The sequence below is a fragment of the Agrobacterium burrii genome (genome assembly GCF_017313405.1).
Taxonomy (GTDB): domain Bacteria; phylum Pseudomonadota; class Alphaproteobacteria; order Rhizobiales; family Rhizobiaceae; genus Agrobacterium; species Agrobacterium burrii.
Map to the genome: position 1 here is coordinate 318,379 of NZ_JAFLNA010000003.1, position 21,306 is coordinate 339,684.

22 protein-coding genes are annotated in these 21,306 nt (G+C 59.8%); 12 read left to right on the top strand and 10 right to left on the bottom strand.

Translation table 11 applies throughout. The features are described 5' to 3' along the window. Positions 1 to 77 precede the first annotated feature (77 nt). The 7 genes from puuE to JZX89_RS08285 are packed head-to-tail and all read left to right on the top strand — an operon-like array spanning position 78 to position 3,806. Positions 78 to 1,001 (top strand): allantoinase PuuE, encoded by a 924-nt coding sequence (gene puuE, locus JZX89_RS08255; protein WP_207133764.1) that lies wholly within the window; start codon positions 78 to 80, stop codon positions 999 to 1,001. Continuing rightward, complete coding sequence (gene uraD, locus JZX89_RS08260) at positions 1,001 to 1,498, top strand: 2-oxo-4-hydroxy-4-carboxy-5-ureidoimidazoline decarboxylase (RefSeq protein WP_207133765.1); 498 nt, start codon at positions 1,001 to 1,003, stop codon at positions 1,496 to 1,498. The genes puuE and uraD overlap by 1 nt, the downstream gene beginning before the upstream one ends. A 52-nt stretch (positions 1,499 to 1,550) precedes the next feature. After that, positions 1,551 to 1,841 (top strand): nucleotidyltransferase family protein, encoded by a 291-nt coding sequence (locus tag JZX89_RS08265; protein WP_149899961.1) that lies wholly within the window; start codon positions 1,551 to 1,553, stop codon positions 1,839 to 1,841. Next, positions 1,838 to 2,200, top strand: a complete 363-nt coding sequence (locus JZX89_RS08270) for a HepT-like ribonuclease domain-containing protein (protein WP_174373345.1) — start codon at positions 1,838 to 1,840, stop codon at positions 2,198 to 2,200. Before JZX89_RS08265 ends, JZX89_RS08270 begins: the two co-directional genes overlap by 4 nt. A 3-nt stretch (positions 2,201 to 2,203) precedes the next feature. Further along, a complete protein-coding gene (locus tag JZX89_RS08275; protein ID WP_207133766.1) occupies positions 2,204 to 2,704 on the top strand; it encodes an ureidoglycolate lyase in 501 nt (166 codons plus the stop codon). Next, positions 2,701 to 3,057 (top strand): hydroxyisourate hydrolase, encoded by a 357-nt coding sequence (gene uraH / locus JZX89_RS08280; protein ID WP_207133767.1) that lies wholly within the window; start codon positions 2,701 to 2,703, stop codon positions 3,055 to 3,057. The genes JZX89_RS08275 and uraH overlap by 4 nt, the downstream gene beginning before the upstream one ends. A 5-nt stretch (positions 3,058 to 3,062) precedes the next feature. Then, positions 3,063 to 3,806, top strand: a complete 744-nt coding sequence (locus JZX89_RS08285; protein WP_207133768.1) for a metallophosphoesterase family protein — start codon at positions 3,063 to 3,065, stop codon at positions 3,804 to 3,806. Positions 3,807 to 3,809: 3 nt separating this feature from the next. Here the strand turns inward: JZX89_RS08285 and JZX89_RS08290 are convergent, their stop codons facing one another. Then, positions 3,810 to 5,081 (bottom strand): D-alanyl-D-alanine carboxypeptidase, encoded by a 1,272-nt coding sequence (locus JZX89_RS08290; RefSeq protein WP_207133855.1) that lies wholly within the window; start codon positions 5,079 to 5,081, stop codon positions 3,810 to 3,812. Between the two features lie 191 nt (positions 5,082 to 5,272). Between JZX89_RS08290 and JZX89_RS08295 the strand changes: the two genes are divergently transcribed. Further along, the gene (locus tag JZX89_RS08295) at positions 5,273 to 5,857 is read left to right on the top strand and encodes a TetR/AcrR family transcriptional regulator (RefSeq protein ID WP_153514903.1); all 585 of its coding nucleotides are present in this window, start codon (positions 5,273 to 5,275) and stop codon (positions 5,855 to 5,857) included. Beyond that, on the top strand, positions 5,854 to 6,198 hold the full coding sequence (locus JZX89_RS08300) for a DMT family transporter (RefSeq protein ID WP_153514904.1): 345 nt from the start codon (positions 5,854 to 5,856) through the stop codon (positions 6,196 to 6,198). The genes JZX89_RS08295 and JZX89_RS08300 overlap by 4 nt, the downstream gene beginning before the upstream one ends. 201 nt (positions 6,199 to 6,399) lie before the next feature. Here JZX89_RS08300 and JZX89_RS08305 read toward each other — a convergent pair whose 3' ends face one another. From JZX89_RS08305 to puuD, 4 genes are all read right to left on the bottom strand, one after another. Further along, the gene (locus tag JZX89_RS08305; RefSeq protein WP_207133769.1) at positions 6,400 to 7,533 is read right to left on the bottom strand and encodes an alpha-hydroxy acid oxidase; all 1,134 of its coding nucleotides are present in this window, start codon (positions 7,531 to 7,533) and stop codon (positions 6,400 to 6,402) included. A gap of 80 nt (positions 7,534 to 7,613) precedes the next feature. Further along, positions 7,614 to 8,333, bottom strand: a complete 720-nt coding sequence (locus JZX89_RS08310) for a sulfite exporter TauE/SafE family protein (RefSeq protein ID WP_207133856.1) — start codon at positions 8,331 to 8,333, stop codon at positions 7,614 to 7,616. Between the two features lie 295 nt (positions 8,334 to 8,628). Continuing rightward, complete coding sequence (guaD, locus tag JZX89_RS08315) at positions 8,629 to 9,939, bottom strand: guanine deaminase (RefSeq protein ID WP_207133770.1); 1,311 nt, start codon at positions 9,937 to 9,939, stop codon at positions 8,629 to 8,631. Next, positions 9,936 to 11,198: a urate hydroxylase PuuD gene (gene puuD / locus JZX89_RS08320; RefSeq protein WP_207133771.1), complete on the bottom strand. Its 1,263-nt coding sequence runs from the start codon at positions 11,196 to 11,198 to the stop codon at positions 9,936 to 9,938. The genes guaD and puuD overlap by 4 nt, the downstream gene beginning before the upstream one ends. Before the next feature lie 461 nt (positions 11,199 to 11,659). On the opposite strand from puuD, the gene JZX89_RS08325 reads away from it, so the two are divergent. Then, positions 11,660 to 11,998 carry a hypothetical protein gene (locus JZX89_RS08325; protein WP_174373352.1) on the top strand — a complete coding sequence of 113 codons (339 nt, stop codon included), beginning with the start codon at positions 11,660 to 11,662 and terminating at the stop codon, positions 11,996 to 11,998. Here JZX89_RS08325 and JZX89_RS08330 read toward each other — a convergent pair. The 5 genes from JZX89_RS08330 to JZX89_RS08350 form a co-directional block, all read right to left on the bottom strand. Further along, on the bottom strand, positions 11,974 to 12,903 hold the full coding sequence (locus JZX89_RS08330; RefSeq protein WP_207133772.1) for a LysR substrate-binding domain-containing protein: 930 nt from the start codon (positions 12,901 to 12,903) through the stop codon (positions 11,974 to 11,976). The two genes, JZX89_RS08325 and JZX89_RS08330, sit on opposite strands and share 25 nt — an antisense overlap. A gap of 237 nt (positions 12,904 to 13,140) precedes the next feature. Then, positions 13,141 to 13,995 (bottom strand): xanthine dehydrogenase accessory protein XdhC, encoded by an 855-nt coding sequence (gene xdhC / locus JZX89_RS08335; RefSeq protein WP_207133773.1) that lies wholly within the window; start codon positions 13,993 to 13,995, stop codon positions 13,141 to 13,143. Between the two features lie 195 nt (positions 13,996 to 14,190). Further along, positions 14,191 to 16,530 carry a xanthine dehydrogenase molybdopterin binding subunit gene (xdhB, locus tag JZX89_RS08340; protein WP_207133774.1) on the bottom strand — a complete coding sequence of 780 codons (2,340 nt, stop codon included), beginning with the start codon at positions 16,528 to 16,530 and terminating at the stop codon, positions 14,191 to 14,193. A 3-nt stretch (positions 16,531 to 16,533) separates the two neighbouring features. After that, positions 16,534 to 18,003, bottom strand: a complete 1,470-nt coding sequence (xdhA, locus tag JZX89_RS08345) for a xanthine dehydrogenase small subunit (RefSeq protein ID WP_207133775.1) — start codon at positions 18,001 to 18,003, stop codon at positions 16,534 to 16,536. Between the two features lie 136 nt (positions 18,004 to 18,139). After that, the gene (locus tag JZX89_RS08350; protein WP_153514913.1) at positions 18,140 to 18,916 is read right to left on the bottom strand and encodes a 3-hydroxybutyrate dehydrogenase; all 777 of its coding nucleotides are present in this window, start codon (positions 18,914 to 18,916) and stop codon (positions 18,140 to 18,142) included. A gap of 232 nt (positions 18,917 to 19,148) precedes the next feature. On the opposite strand from JZX89_RS08350, the gene JZX89_RS08355 reads away from it, so the two are divergent. Both JZX89_RS08355 and map read left to right on the top strand, forming a co-directional pair. Then, the gene (locus JZX89_RS08355) at positions 19,149 to 20,210 is read left to right on the top strand and encodes an LLM class flavin-dependent oxidoreductase (protein ID WP_149900291.1); all 1,062 of its coding nucleotides are present in this window, start codon (positions 19,149 to 19,151) and stop codon (positions 20,208 to 20,210) included. A gap of 54 nt (positions 20,211 to 20,264) precedes the next feature. After that, positions 20,265 to 21,017, top strand: coding sequence for a type I methionyl aminopeptidase (gene map, locus JZX89_RS08360; protein WP_153514915.1), 753 nt, complete (start codon positions 20,265 to 20,267; stop codon positions 21,015 to 21,017). Positions 21,018 to 21,306: the final 289 nt, after the last annotated feature.

The following is a 21,306-nucleotide window of genomic DNA, read 5'->3' on the forward strand; positions in this document are numbered from 1 at the left end:
GGCCGGCGCGCTTTGGAGATTTGTTTATGTCTCCCGAAATCGGTTTCCGCCAGGGGAGAGATGTCTTGGGTGGCTGAATGATTTCCGACAATTACTCCCGCAATCTGGTGGGCTATGGCCGTGATGTTCCCGATCCGAAATGGCCGGGCGGCGCACGCATCGCCGTGCAATTCGTCATCAATTACGAGGAGGGCGGTGAAAGCTGCATTCTCGACAATGACAAGGCGTCGGAATCGCTGCTGTCGGAAATCGTTGGCGCCCAACCCTGGCCCGGCCAGCGCAATCTGAATATGGAATCGATCTATGAATATGGCTCGCGCGCCGGCTTCTGGCGGCTGTGGCGCATGTTCACCAGTCTTGGCGTCACCACCACCGTTTATGGCGTGACGGCGGCCATGGCCCGTAACCCGGAAGCGGTCGCGGCCATGAAGGAAGCGGGCTGGGAAATTGCCAGCCACGGGTATCGCTGGCTGGAATATAAGGATTTTTCCGAAGAGGAAGAGCGCAAGCATATAACCGAAGCCGTGCGCCTGCACACTGAAGTGACGGGGGAACGTCCCTACGGCATGTATCAGGGCAAACCTTCGGACAATACGCTGCGGCTTGTCATGGAAGAGGGCGGTTTTCTCTACTCGTCTGATTCCTATGCTGACGATCTGCCCTATTGGGTGAAGGACGCGAAGGACGAGCCGTTCCTGATCATTCCCTATACGCTTGACACCAACGACATGCGTTTCGCCACGCCGCAGGGTTTCAATTCCGGCGACCAGTTCTTCGCGTATCTGAAGGACGCTTTCGACGTGCTCTATCAGGAAGGCATTGACGGCGCGCCGAAGATGATGAGCATCGGCCTGCATTGCCGCCTTGTCGGCCGCCCCGGCCGCGCGGCGGCACTACGCCGTTTCATCGAATATGTGCTCAGCCATGACAAGGTGTGGATCCCGCAGCGGATCGAGATCGCCCGGCACTGGCATGATCATCATAAGCCGGAGACGCTTTGATGGTGATTCGACAGGAATTTGTCGACCGTTTCGGCGGTGTGTTCGAACATTCGCCCTTCCTCGCCGAGCGGGCCTATGATGCCGGCGCGTTCGAGGGGGATTTGACGGCGAAGGTGGTCCACGCCGCACTCACCGCGCAGTTCCGTGCCGCTTCCGAGGCTGAAAGGCTTGGCGTGTTGCGGGCGCATCCGGATCTTGCCGGCAAGCTGGCGATTGCGGGCGAGCTGACGGCGGATAGCCGCAACGAACAGGCAGGTGCGGGGCTCGATCGGCTTTCGCCGGCGGAACATGCGCGCTTTACCGAGTTGAACAACGCCTATACCCAAAAATTCGGCTTTCCCTTCATCATCGCGGTCAAGGGGCTGAACAGGCACGACATTCTTTCCGCCTTCGAAACCCGCATCGGCAATGATGCGGCGCAAGAGTTCGCGACTGCGACGGCGCAGGTGGAAAAGATCGCCTGGCTGCGCCTTTCCGCGATGCTGCCGGAGGGCTGAATTGGCGAGCGGTGGCCGTTCTGCTAGGATCGTGCTGTCTGGAGATTGAACCATGAGACCGTCCGAGGTGCTGGAGAAGAACAGGGAGGCGATCCGCGAAGCGACAAAGCGCTTCAATGCGGCGAACCCGCGCGTGTTCGGCTCCGTCGCCCGCGGTGAGGACCGGCCGGACAGCGATCTCGATATTCTGGTGGATGCGCTGCCGGGCACGACTTTGTTTGATCTGGGTGGTTTACTGGAGGAATTGAAGTCGTTGCTTGGTGTCGAGGTCGACGTTGTCACCACAGGTGGCCTGCATTCGGATATAAGAGCGCGTGTTCTGAAGGAAGCCAAAGCGGTATGAGTACGGATCGGCTTCTGCTCTATCTGAAGGAAATGGATGTTGCCGCCTCCAGAATAAGGGATTTCATTCAGGATATGGATGAGGCGGATTTTTCTTCTGACACACGGACGCAGATGGCGGTCATGATGGGTCTTGCCCTGATTGGCGAGGCGGTTGCCAAACTCGACAAGCATTACCCCGCGTTTTTACAGCAGCACCCGGAAATTCCCTGGATCAAGATGAAGGGTATGCGCAATCTGATCGTGCATGATTATTTCCGGGCGGAGCTCTCGGTCGTCTGGAAAACGATAACGCAGAGCATTCCGGATTTGCAGGCGCGTCTCTCCCTTCTCCGAAACTGGCATGCCCAAGGTGAATGACATTTGACTGATTATCTCGACATAAAACCCCTTACCAAGCAAGCATTCGCATCCTTCGGCGATGTGATCGAAATTACGCCCTCTTCCATGCGCCACATCAATGGCGGCCAGACCGAGAGGCACCATGCACTTGCCGCACCCGAGGCAGCGGGCGAGAGTGCGCGTATCATCCTCAATATTTTCCGCGGGCAGCCGCGGGTGTTCCCCCATGTCATCGAGATGATGGAGCGGCATCCGCTCGGCAGCCAGAGTATTTCGCCGCTGTCCGGCCGGCCTTTCCTCGTCGTCGTTGCGGAAGACGACGGTGGCAGACCCACGCGGCCGCAGGTGTTTCTGGCGCGTGGTGATCAGGGTGTGAATTACCGCCGCAACGTCTGGCACTATCCCCTGATGCCGTTGCAGGCGGTCTCTGATTTTCTGGTTGCCGACCGCGAAGGGCCTGGCAACAATCTGGAAGAATATTTTTTCGATGAGCCCTTCATGATCGCGGAGCCAGAGCTATGACCGGTCTGACCACCCATGTTCTCGACGCCGCCCATGGCACGCCCGCCGAGGGGCTGACGATCGAGCTTTATCGGCTGTCGGGTGATCGCCGCGAGAAGATCAAGACAGTCGAGACAAATAGCGATGGCCGTGTGGATGGTGGGCCGTTGCTTGTCGGCGATAGTTTTAAGGCGGGTGAATATGAGCTGGTTTTCTATGCCGGCGATTATCTGCGCGGCAAGGGCGTTGTGCTGCCGGAACCGGCCTTTCTCGATATTATCCCGATCCGTTTCGGCATTGCCGATGAGAGCGGCCACTACCATGTGCCGCTGCTGCTTTCGCCCTTTAGCTATTCCACCTATCGAGGAAGCTGACCGCCATGATCTTTGCCGCCATTGCCGATATTCACGGAAACTGCGCTGCGCTGGAGGCCGTGCTTGAGGATATCGCCAGGCTCGGCATCAAGGACATCGTCAACCTCGGCGATTGTTTCAGCGGGCCGCTGGAGGCGGGTTTTACCGGTGACGTATTGGTTGGCAACTGGATACCCAGCATTCGCGGCAATCACGACCGGGAACTGATCGAGCGCGCACCGGAGGATATGGGCAGCTGGGAAAGGCCGGCCCATGCGCAGATGACCGCCGCGCATCTGGACTGGCTGCAGACTTTGCCGTTCAGCATGGTGTTTAAAGACGTTGCCTATTGCTGCCACGGCTCACCGCGCGACGATCTCGACTATTGGCTGGAAACGCTTTCGCCGGAAGGTGTGCTGAAACTGCGGCCGCTCGCCGAAATCGAGGCGAGGGCGGAAGGTATAGCGCAGCCGCTGATGCTGTGCGGCCATACCCATATTCCCCGCGCGGTGCAGCTTTCCGATGGCCGCCTGATCGTCAATCCCGGCAGCGTCGGCTGCCCCGGCTGGAAGGACGATACACCCTTCGACCATCACGTCGAGGCCGGTCATCCGCTTGCCAGCTATGCCGTGCTGGAAGAGACCGGGCGCGGCTGGCAGGTCTATTTCCGGAATATCCGCTACGACAATTTGGCCATGGCCGAGATGGCGCGGGTCAACGGCATTCCGTATCTGGCGGATGCTCTAGCGAGCGGCTGGATCAAGCGGTAAAACTCACCCCTCGCTATTCATCACCACGCAGGCGTAAGACTGCGCCTTCAGTTCCTTGCAGGCGGAAACCGCCGAAGACTGGTCTTCGAAGCCGGTGAAGCGGGCGCGGTAGAGGGTTGCCGATCCGCTTTGCACCGCTTCGGTATAGGGGGCGATCCCGGCATAGCTTCCGATGTTCGAGCGCGCATTGGCAAGCAGGGAGCGGGCGGCGGCTTCACTATCGGCTGCGGCGATCTGCACTTCCCAGCGGCTTCTCTGGCCAATGGCGGTAGCGGGGGCGGGTTTCGGAATGGCGGAGACCTGAATCATGTCGGCCATCTGGTCGTTGGCCGTGGCGATCTGCATGGCGACCGGGTCGGAGCGGCGTTCGGCAAACATCGGCAATGGCACGGCTGCCGGAGGCACGGCTGCGGGCGGGACATCGAAGGTGCGGCTGACATTGGCGCTGGCGACGAGCTGTTCGGTATTGCGGCTTCTCGATGCCTGCGGCACGGCCTTGTCGAGAAGGGCGGCCATCTGGGCATCGCGGCTGCGGGCGGTCTTGCCGCCCAGCACGACGCCGACGACGCGGCGGCCATTGTGGTTGATGGCGCTGACGAGGTTGAAGCCGGAGGCATTGGTGTAACCGGTCTTGATGCCATCCATGCCCTGATAGCGATACATCAGATTGTTGTGGCCGCGGATGCGTTTTCCCCGGAAGCTGAAGGATTCCATGGCGAAAAGGTCATATTCCTTGGGAAAGTCGCGCTGCAGCGCAAGGCCGAGCTTCGCCATGTCACGCGCAGTCGTCACCTGCGATTTGCTGGGCAGGCCGGAAGCGTTGCGGAACACCGTCTTCGACATGCCGAGCTGGCGGGCCTTGCGGGTCATCATTTCGGCAAACCTTGCCTCGGAGCCGCCGAGGTGATCGCCCATGCCTTCCGCCATGTCGTTGGCAGATTTGACGATCATGCCATAAACGGCTTCGCGCACGGTAAAGGTCTGGCCCTGACGCACATAAAGCTTGGAGGGGATGACGGCTGCACCATTTTTGGACATCTTTATCTTCTGGTCCCAGCGAATCCGGCCGGCATGCAGCGCCTCGAAGGTCAGGTAAAGCGTCATCATCTTGGTGAGCGAAGCGGGGTGGTTCAGCACATCGGCATTGCGGGACGCCAGAACCTTGCCGGTATTGGCATCCATGATGAAATGGGCATAACCGGCCTGCGCAGGCGATGCCTGCAATGAGAGGATCGCGCAAAAGAAGGCGAGTGCGAAGACCCATGTTCCCGCCATTCCCCGTTTGACCGTTCCCGACATAATCCGCCCCTTTTGTTTGACCACCGCTGTTGATTTCAAGTTTTACTGACACTTTCAGGCAACAAAACCGCTAAAACTTTAGAGATCGCTTTCATGCTTAATTAAGTATGAATTTCAACCCATCCGCTGCCCTCACAATTTCCTTGAAAAGAAACCTACCGTCCGGTATGTTTGCAAACATGACAAATGCTCACGAACGTAAAAAACAGCCGGAAATCGTGCGCCGCAATCTTCTCGATTGCGCGGCGAAACTTGCTGCTGATCAGGGCGTTGCCGCGCTTTCCGTGCAGGCGGTGGCCGATGCCGCCGGGGTGACGAAGGGCGGGTTATTCCACCATTTCGCCTCCAAGCAGGTCTTGCTGGAGGCGGTGATGGCGGACCTTCTGGGCGCGCTGGATGCGGAAATCGACGCCCTCATCTCACAGGATTGTGAAGCTTATGGGAGCTTCACGCGGGCCTATGTCAACGCGGTTTTCGATGATCGCGACCGGGATTCGGGCAGGCAGTGGGCGGCGATCTCGGTTTCCATGGTCGGCGAACCGTCGCTCAGGCGCATGTGGACCAGCTGGGTCGAGGGGCGTCTTGCCCGTCATAAAGATACGGATGACGGGGTGGTACTGGAGATGGTGCGGCTTGCGGCTGATGGTATCTGGTTTGCCGATCTGCTGGCCGATGATGGCAGGGCAGGTGGCGACAGGGTGGCTCTCAAGGCCCGGATGATCGCCCAGACGACAAAGGAAACGGAACGATGAACGCGGCTGTTTTTACCTATGGGGCGCTTGTCGCGGCCATTATCTGCGAGGTCATCGCGACCTCTTTCCTGCAGCAGTCGCAGCAATTCACCAGGCTGCTGCCAACGGTGCTGATGGCGGTGTTTTACGGCGCGGCCTTTTATCTGCTGTCGTTCACGCTGCGCGTGATCCCTGTCGGCGTTGCCTATGCGATCTGGAGCGGGCTCGGCATCGTGCTGATTTCCGGCATCGGCTATTTCGTGTTTCGCCAGACGCTGGATATTGCCGCCGTTATCGGTCTCGGTTTCATCATCACCGGCGTGGTGATCGTGAATGTGTTTTCGAAGACGGTGGGGCATTGACGGCGTCCCTCCACCCTCATTCCTGTGCTTGTCACAGGAATCCAGCCGGCGCGCGTCTGCGCGACGGAAAGACTCCTTTCAGCCCAAGGACTTGGGCTGGCTGGATCCCTGTGACAAGCACAGGGATGAGGGAGGCGGCGTAGGGCGGGACTTAATGACGCATCGGCTGTGAGGCGCTGCCCCATCTACTCTACGTCACCATCACGCCAGAATACTGCGGTCCACATCCGTTATCAGCCTTTTGCCGCAAAGCGCCATGCTGATATCCATTTCCTTGCGGATGATCTCCAGCGCCGTCGTCACGCCCTGTTTGCCATCAGCGCCGAGGCCGTAGAGGAAGGGGCGGCCGATATAGGTGCCCTTGGCACCGAGCGCTACTGCCTTCAGTACGTCCTGACCGGAACGAATGCCGCCATCTATGTGCACCTCGACCCTGTCGCCGACAGCATCGACGATCTTCGGCAGCATGGCGATGGAGGAATGCGCGCCATCGAGCTGGCGGCCGCCATGGTTGGAGACGATGATGGCGTCGGCGCCTGTGTCGAGCGAGGCGCGCGCATCTTCCTCGTCAAGAATGCCCTTGAGGATCAGCTTGCCGCCCCAGCGTTCCTTGATCCATTCGACATCCTTCCAGGACAGGCGCGGATCGAACTGCTCCGCCGTCCATGAAGAGAGCGACGACAGGTCGGAGACATTCTTGGCGTGGCCGACGATGTTGCCGAAGCTGCGGCGCTTGGTGCGAGCCATGTCGAGGCACCATTTCGGCCGGGTCGCCATCTGCCAGATATGTTTCGGGGTGAATTTCGGTGGCGCCGACAGGCCGTTGCGCAAATCCTTGTGGCGCTGGCCGAGGATTTGCAGGTCGAGCGTCAGCACCAGTGCCGAGCATCCGGCGGCCTTGGCGCGGTCGATCAGATTATTGACGAAGTCCCGGTCCTTCATCACGTAAAGCTGAAACCAGAAGGGTTTCGAGGTGACGGAGGCGACATCCTCTATGGAGCAGATGCTCATGGTGGACAGCGTGAAGGGCACGCCGAATTCCTCAGCCGCTTTTGCGGCCAGCATTTCGCCATCGGCATGTTGCATGCCGGTCAGCCCGGTGGGGGAGAGCGCCACCGGCATCGAAACCTTCTCACCGACCATTTCTGTGGCCAGCGAGCGGTCGGTCATATCCACCAGCACGCGCTGGCGCAGCTTTATCTTCGCGAAATCATCCTCATTGGCGCGGTAGGTGCTTTCCGTCCAAGCGCCGCTATCGGCATAGTCGAAAAACATTTTTGGCACACGGCGCTGAGCCTGCTGCTTCAGGTCCGCTATGGTGAGGATTTTGCCCATGGATAAAGCCTTCACATTTGAATGATGGCTTCACATAACATGAATGTGGCGGCTGCAACATCAAAATCGACGGATTTTCATCACCAGAACGCCCGCAAAAACAGTTCGGCTCCCAGTAAAAGCAGGCAGATGAGAAACCAGCGCCGGAACGTCGCCGGGCTGACGATATAGCGGATCTTCTGGCCAAGCCACATGCCGGCGAGCGCGGGCAGCACGGCCAGCGCGGAAAGCGACAGATGCTCAACGTGAAAGGCATTCTGGGAGGCAAGGCCGGCGGCGAGCGCAACGGTGGAGACGGTGAAGGAAAGGCCAAGCGCCTGCACGAGATCATCGCGGTTGAAACCGAGCGACTGGATATAGGGCACGGCGGGCACGACGAAAATGCCGGTGCCGCCGGTCAGCAGGCCGGTTGCCAGCCCCATGACGGGGGAGAGTTTTGGTTCCAGTCCGGCCGGTATCGAGACGGGTCTGGCAAGCAGACTATAGGCCGCGTAAGCCGCAAGGCACAGGCCGAGCGCCGAGGTGGTCCAGACGCCGGTGCCTGATGTCATCAACCGGATGCCGATGAGGGTGCCGAGAGCGATGGCGATCATCATCGGCCACAGCCGCTTGACGATGGCCCGGAAATCCGGTCCGACCAGCAATTGCCAGATATTGGTGATGAAGGAGGGCAGGATGAGCAGGCCGGCGGCGGCGATCGGCGGCATGAAGAGGCCGAGCACGCCCATGGCGACTGTTGGCAGTCCCATGCCGGTCACGCCCTTGACGATGCCGGCAACGATGAAGGTTGCGATAACCATGAGCAGGGTGGTTGTGTCGAAGTTGGCCACGGGGTGCTCCAGAGCGTTTTCGCATTCGGCCGAGATGGCGTCAGGCAATCATGTATAGCGAGCGAGTGCGACACGGTTCTTCTCCCCGGCGGGGAGAAGGTGGCCCGAAGGGTCGGATGAGGGGGCAACGCCAGCGATTGACCGCACGCTTGCCCGCTGCCGCGGACTTCTCCCCGGCGGGGAGAAGAAACAAGCGGCATCCGTTCGCTCCAATATGTGACTGATATAATTGAGTGAGCGGCTTTATGTTTCGGCCCAAGCCGAACTATGCCAGCACGCTCTTCATTACCCTGCCGGCCACATAGGTCTCGACCACCGTGCGGTCATCACCCATTGTCAGCATCAGGAACAGTTCTTCGGTGAGGCTTTTCACCACTTCCATTTTCAGCGCCATGGCCGGCGTGGAGGAGGCGTTCAGCACCGTGATGTCGGCGTCCGTACCGGTTTCCAACGTGCCGATGCGGTCGACCATGGAAAGCGCTTCGGCATTGCCGCGCGTCATCAGATACCAGCTTTCCAGCGGGTTGAGGCGCTCGCCCAGCAATTGCTGGATCTTGTAGGCCTCATCCATGGTGCGCAGCATGGAATAGCTCGATCCGCCGCCAATATCGGTCGCAACCGCGATACGAACAGGCTTTTCGCGCCGTTGCAGCTTCTTCATCGGGAACAGGCCGGAACCGATGAAGAGGTTGGAGGTGGGGCAATGTACGGCGACTGCGCCGGTTTCCGACAGCACATCCGCTTCGCGTTCGGAGAGGTGGATGGCGTGGCCGAGCAGGGTCTTGTTGCCCATCAGGCCATAGCGCACATAGATGTCGGTGTAATCGGTCGCTTCCGGGTAAAGCTCGCAGGTGTATTTGATCTCGTCCAGATTTTCGGAAAGATGCGTCTGGATGAAGAGATCGGGAAACTCCTGCGCCAGCGCTTGCGCGGCTTCCATCTGTTTCGGCGTGGAAGTGATGGCGAAGCGGGGGGTGATGGCGACGTGGTTGCGGCCCTTTCCGTGCCAGTCGGCGATCACCTGCCGGGTCTCGTCATAGGAGGTTTCGGGCGTGTCCAGCAGGCCCTGCGGGGCATTGCGGTCCATCATCACCTTGCCGCCCACCATCAGCATGTTGCGCTTCATGGCCTCAGTGAAAAAGGCATCGGCGGAGGTCTTGTGCACGGAGCAATAGGCAGCGGCCGTGGTGGTGCCGTGGCGCAGAAGCTCGTCGTAAAAATGCGTGGCGATGCGCTGGGCATGGGCGGTTTCGACGAAACGGCATTCTTCCGGGAAGGTATAGGTGTTCAGCCATTCCAGCAGGTTGGCGGCATAGGAGCCGATGACCTGCATCTGCGGGAAATGCAGGTGCATGTCGATAAGGCCGGGCACGATGAGGTGCGGGCGGTGGTCCTTTTCCTCGACGTCTTCGGGGGCTTTCGCACGGATGTCGACGTATTCGCCAATGGCGGCGATCTTGCCATTTTCGAGAAGCAGGCCGCCATCTTCGATATAGAGATAGCTTTGCGTATCGTCGATTGTGAGCGGCGCGCGGCGGAAGCTCAGCAGGCGGCCACGCAGCAGAACCATGCTCATTCGGTCTTTCCTTCGGCTTTCCCAGCCCCGGAGACCGCGCTTTCATACCATGCGGTCAGCACTTTGCGCTCATCCGGGGTGATGGCGGTGATGTTGCCGGGTGGCATGGCATGGCTGCGGCCGGCTTGCAAATAGATTTCGCGGGCGTGGGCCGCGATCTGCGCGTCGGTTTCGAGCTTCACCGATTTCGGCGTGAAGGGCACGCCTTCCCACACCGGCTCGGCGGCGTGGCACATGGAACAGCGGCCCTGAACCACATCCCGCGCCTTGGTAAAATGAGCGTCGCTGACGAATTGCTGCTGCATCGGCGAAAGCGTCGCCGCCTTCTGCTCTTCCTCGCCGGTCAGCACTTTCGGCACGGTGGAAAGCCACATGATGACGATGAAGATGAGGGCGGTCGCAAGCCAGGTCCATGTCGGCTTGCCCTTGCGGGCATGGGTGGTGTTGAACCAGTGGCGGATGGTGACGCCCATCAGGAAGACCAGCGCTGCGATGATCCAGTTGAACTCAGTCGCAAAGGCCAGCGGATAGTGGTTCGACAGCATGAAGAAGATGACAGGCAGCGTCAGATAGTTGTTGTGCAGCGAGCGCTGCTTGGCGATGCGGCCATATTTCGGGTCCGGCGTGCGCCCGGCAATTAGGTCTGCGACGACGATCTTCTGGTTCGGAATGATGATGAAAAACACATTCGCCGACATGATTGTGGCGGTAAATGCACCCAGATGCAGGAAGGCGGCGCGGCCGGTAAACACCTGCGTATAACCCCATGCCATCGCCACCAGCGCGACATAGAGCACCACCATCAGGCCCCAGGTATTATTACCGAGCGGCGATTTGCAGAGGAAATCGTAAAACAGCCAGCCGATGGCCAGCGATGCAAGCGACAGACAGATGGCCTGAAACTGGGTGAGCGCCAGCACCGAATGGTCAATGAGGAAAAGATCCGCGCCGCCATAATAAACGATGCAGAGCATGGCGAAACCGGAAAGCCAGGTGACGTAGCTTTCCCATTTGAACCAAGTCAGGTGCTCGGGCATCTGGGCGGGGGCGACCAGATATTTCTGGATGTGGTAAAAACCGCCGCCATGCACCTGCCATTCCTCGCCATAGGCCCCCGGCGGCAGATGCGCCCGTTTGACCAGCCCGAGATCGAGCGCGATGAAATAAAAGGATGAGCCGATCCAGGCGATGGCGGTGATGACGTGGAGCCAGCGGACGGCAAAGGCCATCCATTCCCACGCAATGGCATATTCGTACATGCGGTTCCCCTGATCCTTGTGCAGCGCACCTTGCGAGAAATTTGACCGTTAGGAAAGTGAAAAGCAAACGCCACGCGATGATTGTTCACAATCTGGTTCGCTTGTGTGCACAACCCTTTCGGCATGTGGATTGCGCGATGGCAAGCCCGGTAAAGCTGCGCCAAACGCTGTCGCCCTGTCGTTTGTGCTTAGCTGGCTAATGCGACTCAGCTATTATCCTTCGTGCGGTCTGCCGATGTGCTAGACTATCGGGCTGCGGGGCCTGAAGGCTTCGATGACATGTTTTCGCTGGCGGTTCATTCCGAAAGCGGGCGCTGCGAACCCCGGGGCGGGGCAGATCGAGGGCGGATGTCGCAGTTCCCGGTGCTGTTGCGTCCGGGTGTGCATGAATGCTTGGATTTTGAATGAAGTGACGCAATGACCTTCCGGCACCGCCGTTGTTTTCAACGGAGACCATGCCGATGCGCCTTGTTCTGACGGTCCTGTTTCTGCTGCTCGCGTTCAACGCCACAGCACTTGCCCATGAATCCCACAAGGGGTTCAAATATGAGAGCTATTGCTGCAATGGCGATGCCGAAACCGGCGACTGCCAGATGATCCCCACGCGAAGCGTTCGTGTCACGCCCGACGGTTATGAGGTTTCGCTCGCCCCCGGCGATCACCGCATGGTCACGCGGCGGCATATCTTCAACTGGTCGCAGAGCGAGGCAAGACGGTCCGAGGACGGCGAATATCATCTCTGTCTGTTTCCGGATGAGGATACGCCGCGCTGTTTTTATGCGCCGGATATGGGATTTTGATGTGGCGGCAGGGGCCGGCTTTCCTCGATCCGCTTCAGTATCCAGTCGCGAAACAGCTTTATCTTGCGAATGTTCCGGCGGTTTTCCGGATAGACCAGCCAGTAGTTCTTTCCCTCGTTGCTGAGATGCCCGAAGGGTTGGTAAAGACGGCCGAGCGCGATCTCGTCGGCGTAAAGTTCAGGGGTGAGCATGGCCACACCCTGACCCGCGATCGCGGCTGCCGCTTCGAAAGCCTGAACGCTGAGGCGGCTGCGCGGATAACGCTCCAAATTTGGGTTTTCGATGCCGACTTCCCGGAACCATTGGCTCCACCATACGTCACCGGGATCGATGATGCGCAGCCGTAGCAGGTCTTCCGGTTGCTTCAATCCGCCGATGCTCTGCGCAAGATCGGGATGCAGCATCGGCGTGTATACGCCGGGAAGCAGCTGGTGATAGGTCAATCCCCTCACGTCATCTTTGCTCCAGCGAATGGCGACATCGCAGTCCGACTGATTGAAATCGATCAGTGTTCCCGATGTTTCCAGTCTGACGGCGATGGAGGGATGCTCGAGTTGGAAAGCGCCCAGATGTCGCGATAGCCACCGCGATGCGAAGGTGGCGGTGGAATGGATGGTCAAGGTTGCGTCGGGCGTGTCGCGTACACTATCGACGGCTTCCGTCAGAATATTGAAGGCTTCCGCAACCTTCGGCGCCAGTTTCTGCCCCGCTTCCGTCAGTGATACCTGCCGCGCCGTGCGCAGGAAAAGCGGCTCGCCGATATTTTCCTCCAGCAGCTTCACCTGATAACTCACCGCCGTCTGCGTCATGCCCAGCTCCTCACCAGCCTTGGTGAAGCTCAGATGTCTTGCGGCGGCATCGAAGACGCGCAGGGCATTCAGGGGGAACTGGCGAGACATTTTCATGGATAAGTTCTCTTTATGCCAAAGGCCAAAGGTTTCATTGGTTTTTCTCCGGAAACCAGAGCATTTTTAGCTCAATTCATCAACTGGACTTCTGACATTTCTGAATGGAGACGAACATGCGCACAGCACTTTTGCGCGCGTGGTCCCGCCTGCGCGCGGGTCTACGGACAGCGGAACGGTTTACCCTTGAAAGCCTTCAGCCGGACAATCTGGCCGATGAAAGCCTGCCCGATGGGCTCAGGCGTGATCTTGGTCTTGAGGATGGGCGCGTTGATTTTCGTTGTGACGGGTTTCGGCAGAGGAAAATGCTTGCAGCAACTCGGCTGCCACAAGGGCCGCTATGACGGCGGGGCGCTTGTCCCGGACGCTGGTGCCGCCGATGGGCAGGATGAGTTTCGCAAGGCGGGAAGGGGGCTCTCCTTCCCGCTCCAGCCAATGGGCGAAGGTGGCGCGTTTGGTTTTCGAACCGATCATGCCGACATAAGCGAGATCGTCGCGGGCAAGCGCTTCCTTCGCAATCAGGAAATCGAGTGCGTGATCGTGGGTGACGATGATGGCCGCCCCGTTTGCCGGGATTTTCGCAACGAACGCCTCCGGCATGGGGGTCAGTACGGATGCGATGCCGGCCGGAAGATCGCGCAGCTCGGCTTCCCGCGTTTCCACCATGGTCAGGGTCAAAGGCAACAGCGACAGCGCCTCAGCCAGCGCTTTGCCGACATGGCCTGCTCCGAAAATGACGACGGCGGGCTGCTGCTCGGCCTCGCCCTTCAGCCTCGCCTCCAGCGCGGCGGCGATTTCCGCCGTTATGCGCCGGAAGCGGATGAGGGTGCGACCGCCGCAGCATTGGCCTATTTCCGGGCCTAGCGGAATGTCCATGCGGTCTTCGGCGGCACCCGTTCGCAGCATGGCGCGGGCGTGGTCTATCGCCATATATTCGAACTGCCCGCCGCCGATGGTTTCCCAGAGGGCTTCCTGTGAGACCAGCATGAAGGTGCCGGCTTCGCGTGGGGATGAGCCTTTGACGGACTCGATTTCCACGAGGATTGCGGGGGTAGGGCGGGCGAGGAAAGTGGATAAGGAGGTGTCAGGCATTGGGGCTGGCCCCCTCATCCGGCGCTTTGCGCCACCTTCTCCCCGGCGGGGAGAAGAAACCCGGAGCACTGGCTCCGCCCACCTTATATGCTTTCAGAAAAGGCGAGTCGGCGCGGCAGATTTCTTCTCCCCGCCGGGGAGAAGGTGGCGCGAAGCGACGGATGAGGGGGCTCGGCCGCATGGGTACGTCCTCCCTCACACCTTCTTCAACCGTTCCACTGCCATCAGAACCCGCTCCGGCGTTGCCGGTGCATCGAGGCGCGGGCAGACCTTGTAGTCGGCGACGGAGGCGACGGCCATGGAGAGGGCTTCGAGAACCGAGATCGCCAGCATGAAGGGCGGCTCGCCCACGGCCTTGGAGCGGCCGATGGTGGGTTCCGCATTTTCCGCCCATTCCGCCAGCTGAACGTTGAAGATTTTTGGCCGGTCGGAGGCGAGCGGGATCTTGTAGGTGGAGGGCGCGTGAGTGCGCAGCCGCCCCTTGCCGTCCCACCATAGTTCCTCCGTCGTCAGCCAGCCCATGCCCTGCACGAAGGCGCCCTCGATCTGGCCGATATCGATGGCCGGGTTGAGCGACTTGCCGACATCGTGGAGGATATCGGTGCGTTCCATCAGGTATTCGCCGGTCAGCGTATCGATCGACACTTCCGAGCAGGCCGCGCCATAGGCGAAATAATAAAACGGCGTGCCACGGCCGGCGGCGCGGTCCCAGTGGATTTTCGGCGTCTTGTAAAAACCGGCGGCGGAAAGCTGCACGCGGGCGAAATAGGCCTTTTTGATGAAATCGTTGAAGGCGATCTCCTCAAGCCCGATCCGCACCCGGTTCGGCAGGAAGACGACTTCTTCTTCCGGCACATTCCAGTTTTCAGCGGCGAATTTGATGAGCCGCTCGCGAATCTGGCGGGCGGCGTCATAGGCGGCCATGCCGTTGAGATCGGTGCCGGAGGAGGCGGCGGTGGCTGACGTGTTCGGCACCTTACCCGTGGTCGTGGCCGTGATCTTCACCCTGTTGATATCCACCTGGAAGGCATCGGCCACCACCTGCGCCACCTTGGTGTAAAGGCCCTGGCCCATTTCGGTGCCGCCATGGTTCAGGTGGATGGAGCCATCATTATAGATATGCACCAGAGCGCCGGCCTGATTGAAGGCGGTCATGGTGAAGGAAATGCCGAATTTTACCGGGGTGAGCGCGATGCCCTTGCGGATGATCGGGCTTGTCCTGTTGAACTCGATGATGGCATCGCGTCGGGTGCGATAGTCGCTGGAGGTCTCCAACTCCTCGACGACACGGGCAATGATGTTGTCCTCGACTTCCTGATGATAGGGGGTCGTGGTGCGGCCCGAGCCGGTCTCGCCGTAGAAATTCAGCTTGCGGATATCGAGCGGATCCTTGCCGACCGCATAGGCGATTTCCTCGATGAAACGTTCGGCCCCCAGCATGCCCTGCGGGCCGCCGAAACCGCGAAAGGCGGTGTTTGAGACGGTGTGGGTTTTCAGCGGCCGCGAGGTGAGGTGCACATGCGGGTAGAAATAGCTGGAATCCGCATGAAACAGCGCGCGATCCGTGACCGGACCGGAGAGGTCGGAGGAAAAGCCGCAGCGCGCCGCATAGGTGGCATCGACGGCGTGGATGCGGCCTTCGTCATCGAAGCCCAGCTCGTAATCGACGCGGAAATCATGGCGTTTGCCGGTGGCACTCATATCCTCGTCGCGGTCCGGGCGAATTTTCACAGCCCGGTTCAGTTTCTTGGCGGCAATGGCGCAGAGGGCGGCAAACTGGTTGCCCTGCGTTTCCTTGCCGCCGAAACCGCCGCCCATGCGGCGCACCTGCACCGTGACGGCATTGGACGGCACCTGCAGGATGTGGCTGACGATATGCTGGATTTCGCTTGGATGCTGGGTGGAACTCCACAGCGTCACCTCGTCATCCTCACCCGGCACGGCCATGGCGATGTGGCTTTCGAGATAAAAATGCTCCTGTCCGCCGATCCGCATCGTGCCGGTGAGGCGCCGCGGCGCGACATCCATTTCCAGCTTGGCATCGCCACGCTTCAGTGTCATCGGATCGATGACGAGCGCGCCGCCATTCTCAATTGCCGTATCGATATCGGTGAAATGCGGCAGGTCCTTATAGGTGATCTTTGCCTTGCGGGCCGCCTTTCTGGCGATATCGCGGGTTTCGGCAAAGACCGCGAAGATCGGCTGGCCGTGAAATTCGACCTTTGTCTCGGCCAGCAACGGCTCGTCGTGACGGCCGCCTGACGAGACATCGTTTTCGCCGGGCACATCCTTGCCGGTCATGACCCATAGCACACCCGATGTGGCTTCCACTTCGGAAAGGTCCATCGAGACGATTTCGGCGTGTGCCCGGTCGGAAAGGCCGAGTGCGCCGTGGACGAGGCCGGCGGGTTCGGGGATATCATCGATATATTCGGCGCTGCCGGTGACATGTTTGTGGGCGGAATCGTGCCGGAGTGACGTATGGATAGGGCCGTCGATTTCGGTCTTGGTTTTTTCGAAGCTTGTGGTGTCCATGGTTCAAGCCTCCTCCAGTGTGAAGCGCGCAAGTTCCTGCTTTTCGCCCGAAGTCTCAAGGAAGAACCGCGTCAGCAGGTTCTTGGCCGTCAATTGGCGATATTCGGCAGTCGCGCGCCAGTCGGTTAGCGGTGTAAAATCCTCGTCCAGCACATCGCGCGCCGCGTCGATAGTATCCTGCGACCACGCCTTGCCGAGAAGGGCTGCCTCCAGATGCGCGGCCCGTTTCGGCGTGCCGGCCATGCCGCCGAAGGCGATGCGGATGTCTTCCACCGCGCCATCGGCATCGAGCATCAGATGGAAGGCGGCGCAGAGGGCGGAGATATCCTCGTCGCGGCGTTTGGAAATCTTGTAGACGGCGTAGTGGCTTTCCTGCCTCTGGAATGGAATGAAAAGCTTTTCGACGAATTCGCCGCTCAGTCGGTCCTGTTTGCCATAGTCGATGAAATAACTCTCCAACGGCAGGCTGCGGTTGCCGGAGGAGGAGCGCAGCGTCAGTGTCGCGCCGAGTGCGATCAGCGCCGGCGGTGTGTCGCCGATGGGTGAGCCGTTGGCGATGTTGCCGCCGATGGTTCCCATATTGCGCACCTGCTCGCCGCCAAGGCGATCGAACAGCCGGGCGAGCGGCGGGAAATGCTGCGAGATGGTCTTGAAGGACTGGCTGTAGGTAACGCCGGCACCCAGTGTCACGCCATCCTCATCCACCGTAATCGTCTGCAAATCCCCGAGATTGTTGATGAAGATGATGGGGTTCAGCGCCCGCATCTGCTTCGTCACCCACAGGCCGACATCGGTGGAACCGGCGACGATGGTGGCCTTCGGTTCAGCGGCGTAAATCTCGGTCAAATCGGAAAGCGTTGCCGGAATGATGGTGCGATCCTCGCCTCTGATGACGGTGATCGTCTCGTTTTCGCGGATTGCCCAGAGCCGTGCCATGATGTCGGTGCGGTCACGTTGCAGCGGGTCGAAGAGCGCACTAGGGCGGGCCGCGGCGATTTTTTCGGCGGCCTTCACGATCGGCTCATAACCCGTGCATCGACAGAGATTGCCTTGCAGCGCCTTCTCGATATCGGCGCGACCGGGTTTTTCGCTGGTAAGCCAGAGGCCATAAAGCGACATGATGAAGCCCGGCGTGCAGAAACCGCATTGCGACCCGTGGAAATCCACCATCGCCTGCTGAACGGGGTGCAGCGTGCCGTCGCGGGCGGCCAGATGCTCCACCGTGACGATGTGGGTGCCGTGCAGCGAGCCTAGAAAACGGATGCAGGCATTGACGCTTTCATACCGCAGCGAACCATCCAGCAGCCGCCCGACCAGCACCGTGCAGGCGCCGCAGTCGCCTTCCGCGCAGCCTTCCTTGGTCCCGGTCAACCGCTTGCTGATGCGGAGGTAATCGAGAAGCGTGTCCGTCGGTCCGAAATCCCTAAGCGAGATGGTTTCGCTGTTGAGGATGAAGCTGATCGCGTCTTTCATGCAATGCCCTGCTTTTTGTCCGGCTGCCGAGCCGGTTTCTTGTCATTATCCCGATACATCTATGCACGACCGCGCGTGCATATCGATTTCCGTTTTGGCAATTCATTGTTTCCATAACGGAAAGAAAATCCGGTAATTATTGCGCCGTCCAGCCGCCATCGACGGAAATATGCGTGCCGGTGATGTTGCTGGCCGCGTCGCTGGCCAGAAACAGCGCGGCAGCCGCCACATCGTCGACGGTGACGAATTGTTTGGTTGCCTGCAATTCCAGCATCACGTCGTTCTTCACCGCCTCTTCGCTGATGCCACGCACCTTGGCCATCTCCGGTATCTGCTTTTCGACAAGCGGTGTCAGCACATAACCGGGACAGATGGCGTTGACGGTGACGCCCGTCTGCGCGAGTTCAAGCGCCGCCGTCTTCGTCAGGCCCATGATGCCGTGTTTGGCCGCCACATAGGCCGATTTGAACGGCGAGGCGACGAGGCCATGGGCCGAGGAAATGTTAATGATGCGGCCTTTACCGGCCTTTTTCATCAACGGTATCGCGGCGCGCATGGTATGGAAAGAACTGGTCAGATTAATGGCGATGATCCAGTCCCATTTTTCCGTCGGGAAGTCCTCGATGGGCGCGATATGCTGGATGCCGGCATTGTTGATGAGCACATCCACCGAGCCGAGCTTTTCGTGGGAGGAATTGATGAGGTCGGCGATCTCGTGCGGCTTCGTCATATCGGCCGGGTGGTAAAGCACGCGCCCGCCGCTTTCGGCTTCCAGCAAAAGGCGGAGTTTTTCAATCTCATCCTCGTCGCCAAAGCCGTTCAGCACGATATTGGCGCCTTCCCGCGCAAATCGCTGGGCGATGCCAAGGCCGATACCGCTGGTGGAGCCTGTCACGATAACTGTCCGATGCATGCTTTCCCCTTTTTGCATTACTTCGCACATGTTTCAGCAGGTTATGCCCAAAGGGGGCGGGCTGGCAATCGCCATTTCGGGCGTCATTTCGCGGGCCATTTCAGGCAAGGGTGGCGCGATGGCGAATCCGGCTGCGCCTATCCATTTTTTCGAAGCTAAGCTTCCAGATTTTGCGTTTGTCTGGGGGGCTGTGCGTCCCTATCTCTGAGGCAAGCAAACAGAGGTATCGTTTATGGAACTCGGTCTTTACACATTCGCGGATGTCAATCCCAACCCCGCCGATGGCCGCGGGCCGGAAGGCGCGCGCCGGCTGAAGGATCTTCTTGAGGAAATCGAGCTTGCCGATCAGGTCGGGCTCGATGTTTTCGGGCTGGGCGAGCACCATCGCCCGGATTATGTCGCTTCCTCACCCTCCACCGTGCTTGCGGCTGCGGCGGTGAAGACGAAGAACATCCGTCTCACAAGCGCCGTCTCGGTGTTGAGTTCGGATGACCCGGTGCGGGTGTTCCAGCAATTTTCGACCGTCGATCTCCTGTCGAACGGTCGCGCTGAAATCATGGCCGGGCGTGGTTCTTTTATCGAATCCTACCCGCTGTTCGGTTACGACCTTGAAGATTACGATGTGCTTTTCGCCGAGAAGCTCGATCTGCTTCTGGCGTTGCGCGAACAGGAAATCGTCACCTGGTCCGGCACCAAACATCCGGCCATCAATGGGCGCGGCGTTTATCCGCGTCCGTTGCAGGAACGTCTGCCCGTGTGGATCGCCGTGGGCGGCACGCCGCAATCGGTGGCGCGGGCAGGCGCCATGGGCTTGCCGGTAGCGCTCGCCATCATCGGCGGCGAATATCGCCGTTTTGCGCCGTTGTTCGACCTCTACCACGAGGCAGCACGCCGGGCGGGGCAGGAGAAGACGAAGCTGCGCACCAGCATCAATGTGCACGGCTTCATTGCCGATACCACCGACAAGGCGGCGGACCAGTTTTACGGGCCGCAGGCGGAGGTGATGAACCGCATCGGCCGCGAGCGCGGCTGGGGGCCGACGAACCGCGCCCATTTCGATGCAGCGCGCGGGCCGGAGGGCAATCTCTTCCTCGGCGAGCCCGAGCTGGTGGCCGAAAAGATCATCAAGGCACATGGCGTGTTCAAGAATGATCGCTTCCTGCTGCAGATGGCCATCGGCCTGATGCCGCACGACCAGATCATGCGCGGCATCGAGCTTTATGGTACGAAAGTCGCCCCTGTTGTCAGAAAAGAATTGACGGGGAGTGCCGATCCGGTGAAAGCCACGGCCTGAAGATTACCAAGGCGGGCGTTTTCAGACCCGCCATATAGAACGACGGACAGAACCATGGTCATTTCCACCGAAGAAGAACTTGATCTGCTGAAGGATATCGGCCGTTTGTGCGCCGTTGCCATGCAGACCATGGCGGACGCGCTGGAACCCGGCATCACCACGGCCGAGCTGGATGCTATCGGCCGCAAGGTGCTGGAGGATAACGGCGCGCAATCCGCGCCGGAATTCTGCTACAAGTTTCCCGGCGCGACCTGCATCAGCGTCAACGAGGAGGTAGCCCACGGCATTCCGGGGCCACGCATCATCAAGGCGGGCGACCTCGTCAATATCGATGTCTCAGCGGTGAAGAACGGCTTTTTCGGCGATACGGGTTCGTCTTTTGCCGTGCCGCCGGTGAAGAAGGATATCGAGCGGCTGTGCCGTGATGGCAAACGCGCCATGTGGACAGGCCTGCAGCAGGTGAAAACCGGGCGGCCCTTCGCCGATATCGGCAATGCCATCGGCGCTTTCGCGAAAAAGAACCGCTATACGCTGATCACCAATCTGGCGAGCCACGGCATCGGCCGCTCCCTGCATGAGGAGCCGAAGGAGCTGGCGACCTGGCCGGACAAGGACGAGCGGCGCATCATGCAGGAAGGCATGGTGTTTACCGTCGAGCCGTTTCTTTCGACAGGGGCTTATTGGGCCGAAGATGGTGATGACGATCCGTGGACGCTCTACAGCGATCCGAGCGCGCCGACGGTGCAGTATGAGCATACCGTAGTGGCGACGAAGAACGGGCCGCTGGTGCTGACGCTGGTTGAGTGACAGCTAAACCTCCTCTCCGTCATCCTCGCTTTTAAGGGGAGTGCGTGCCGCTTGTTTCTTCTCCCCGCCGGGGAGAAGGTCGCGGCAGCGGGTTGAGGGGGCAAGCTCTCCGAAAATCCGGCAACGTTGCCCCCTCATCCGACCCTTCGGACCACCTTCTCCCCCTCGGGGAGAAGAAATACGCGGCACACTCGGAACGCATCGCTGCTCGCCGCGTGACCGATAAATCCGGCTTATGACGCCGATCAAAATAACTCGCTTGTCGCTTATCCGCCCGGTTGCGATAAGC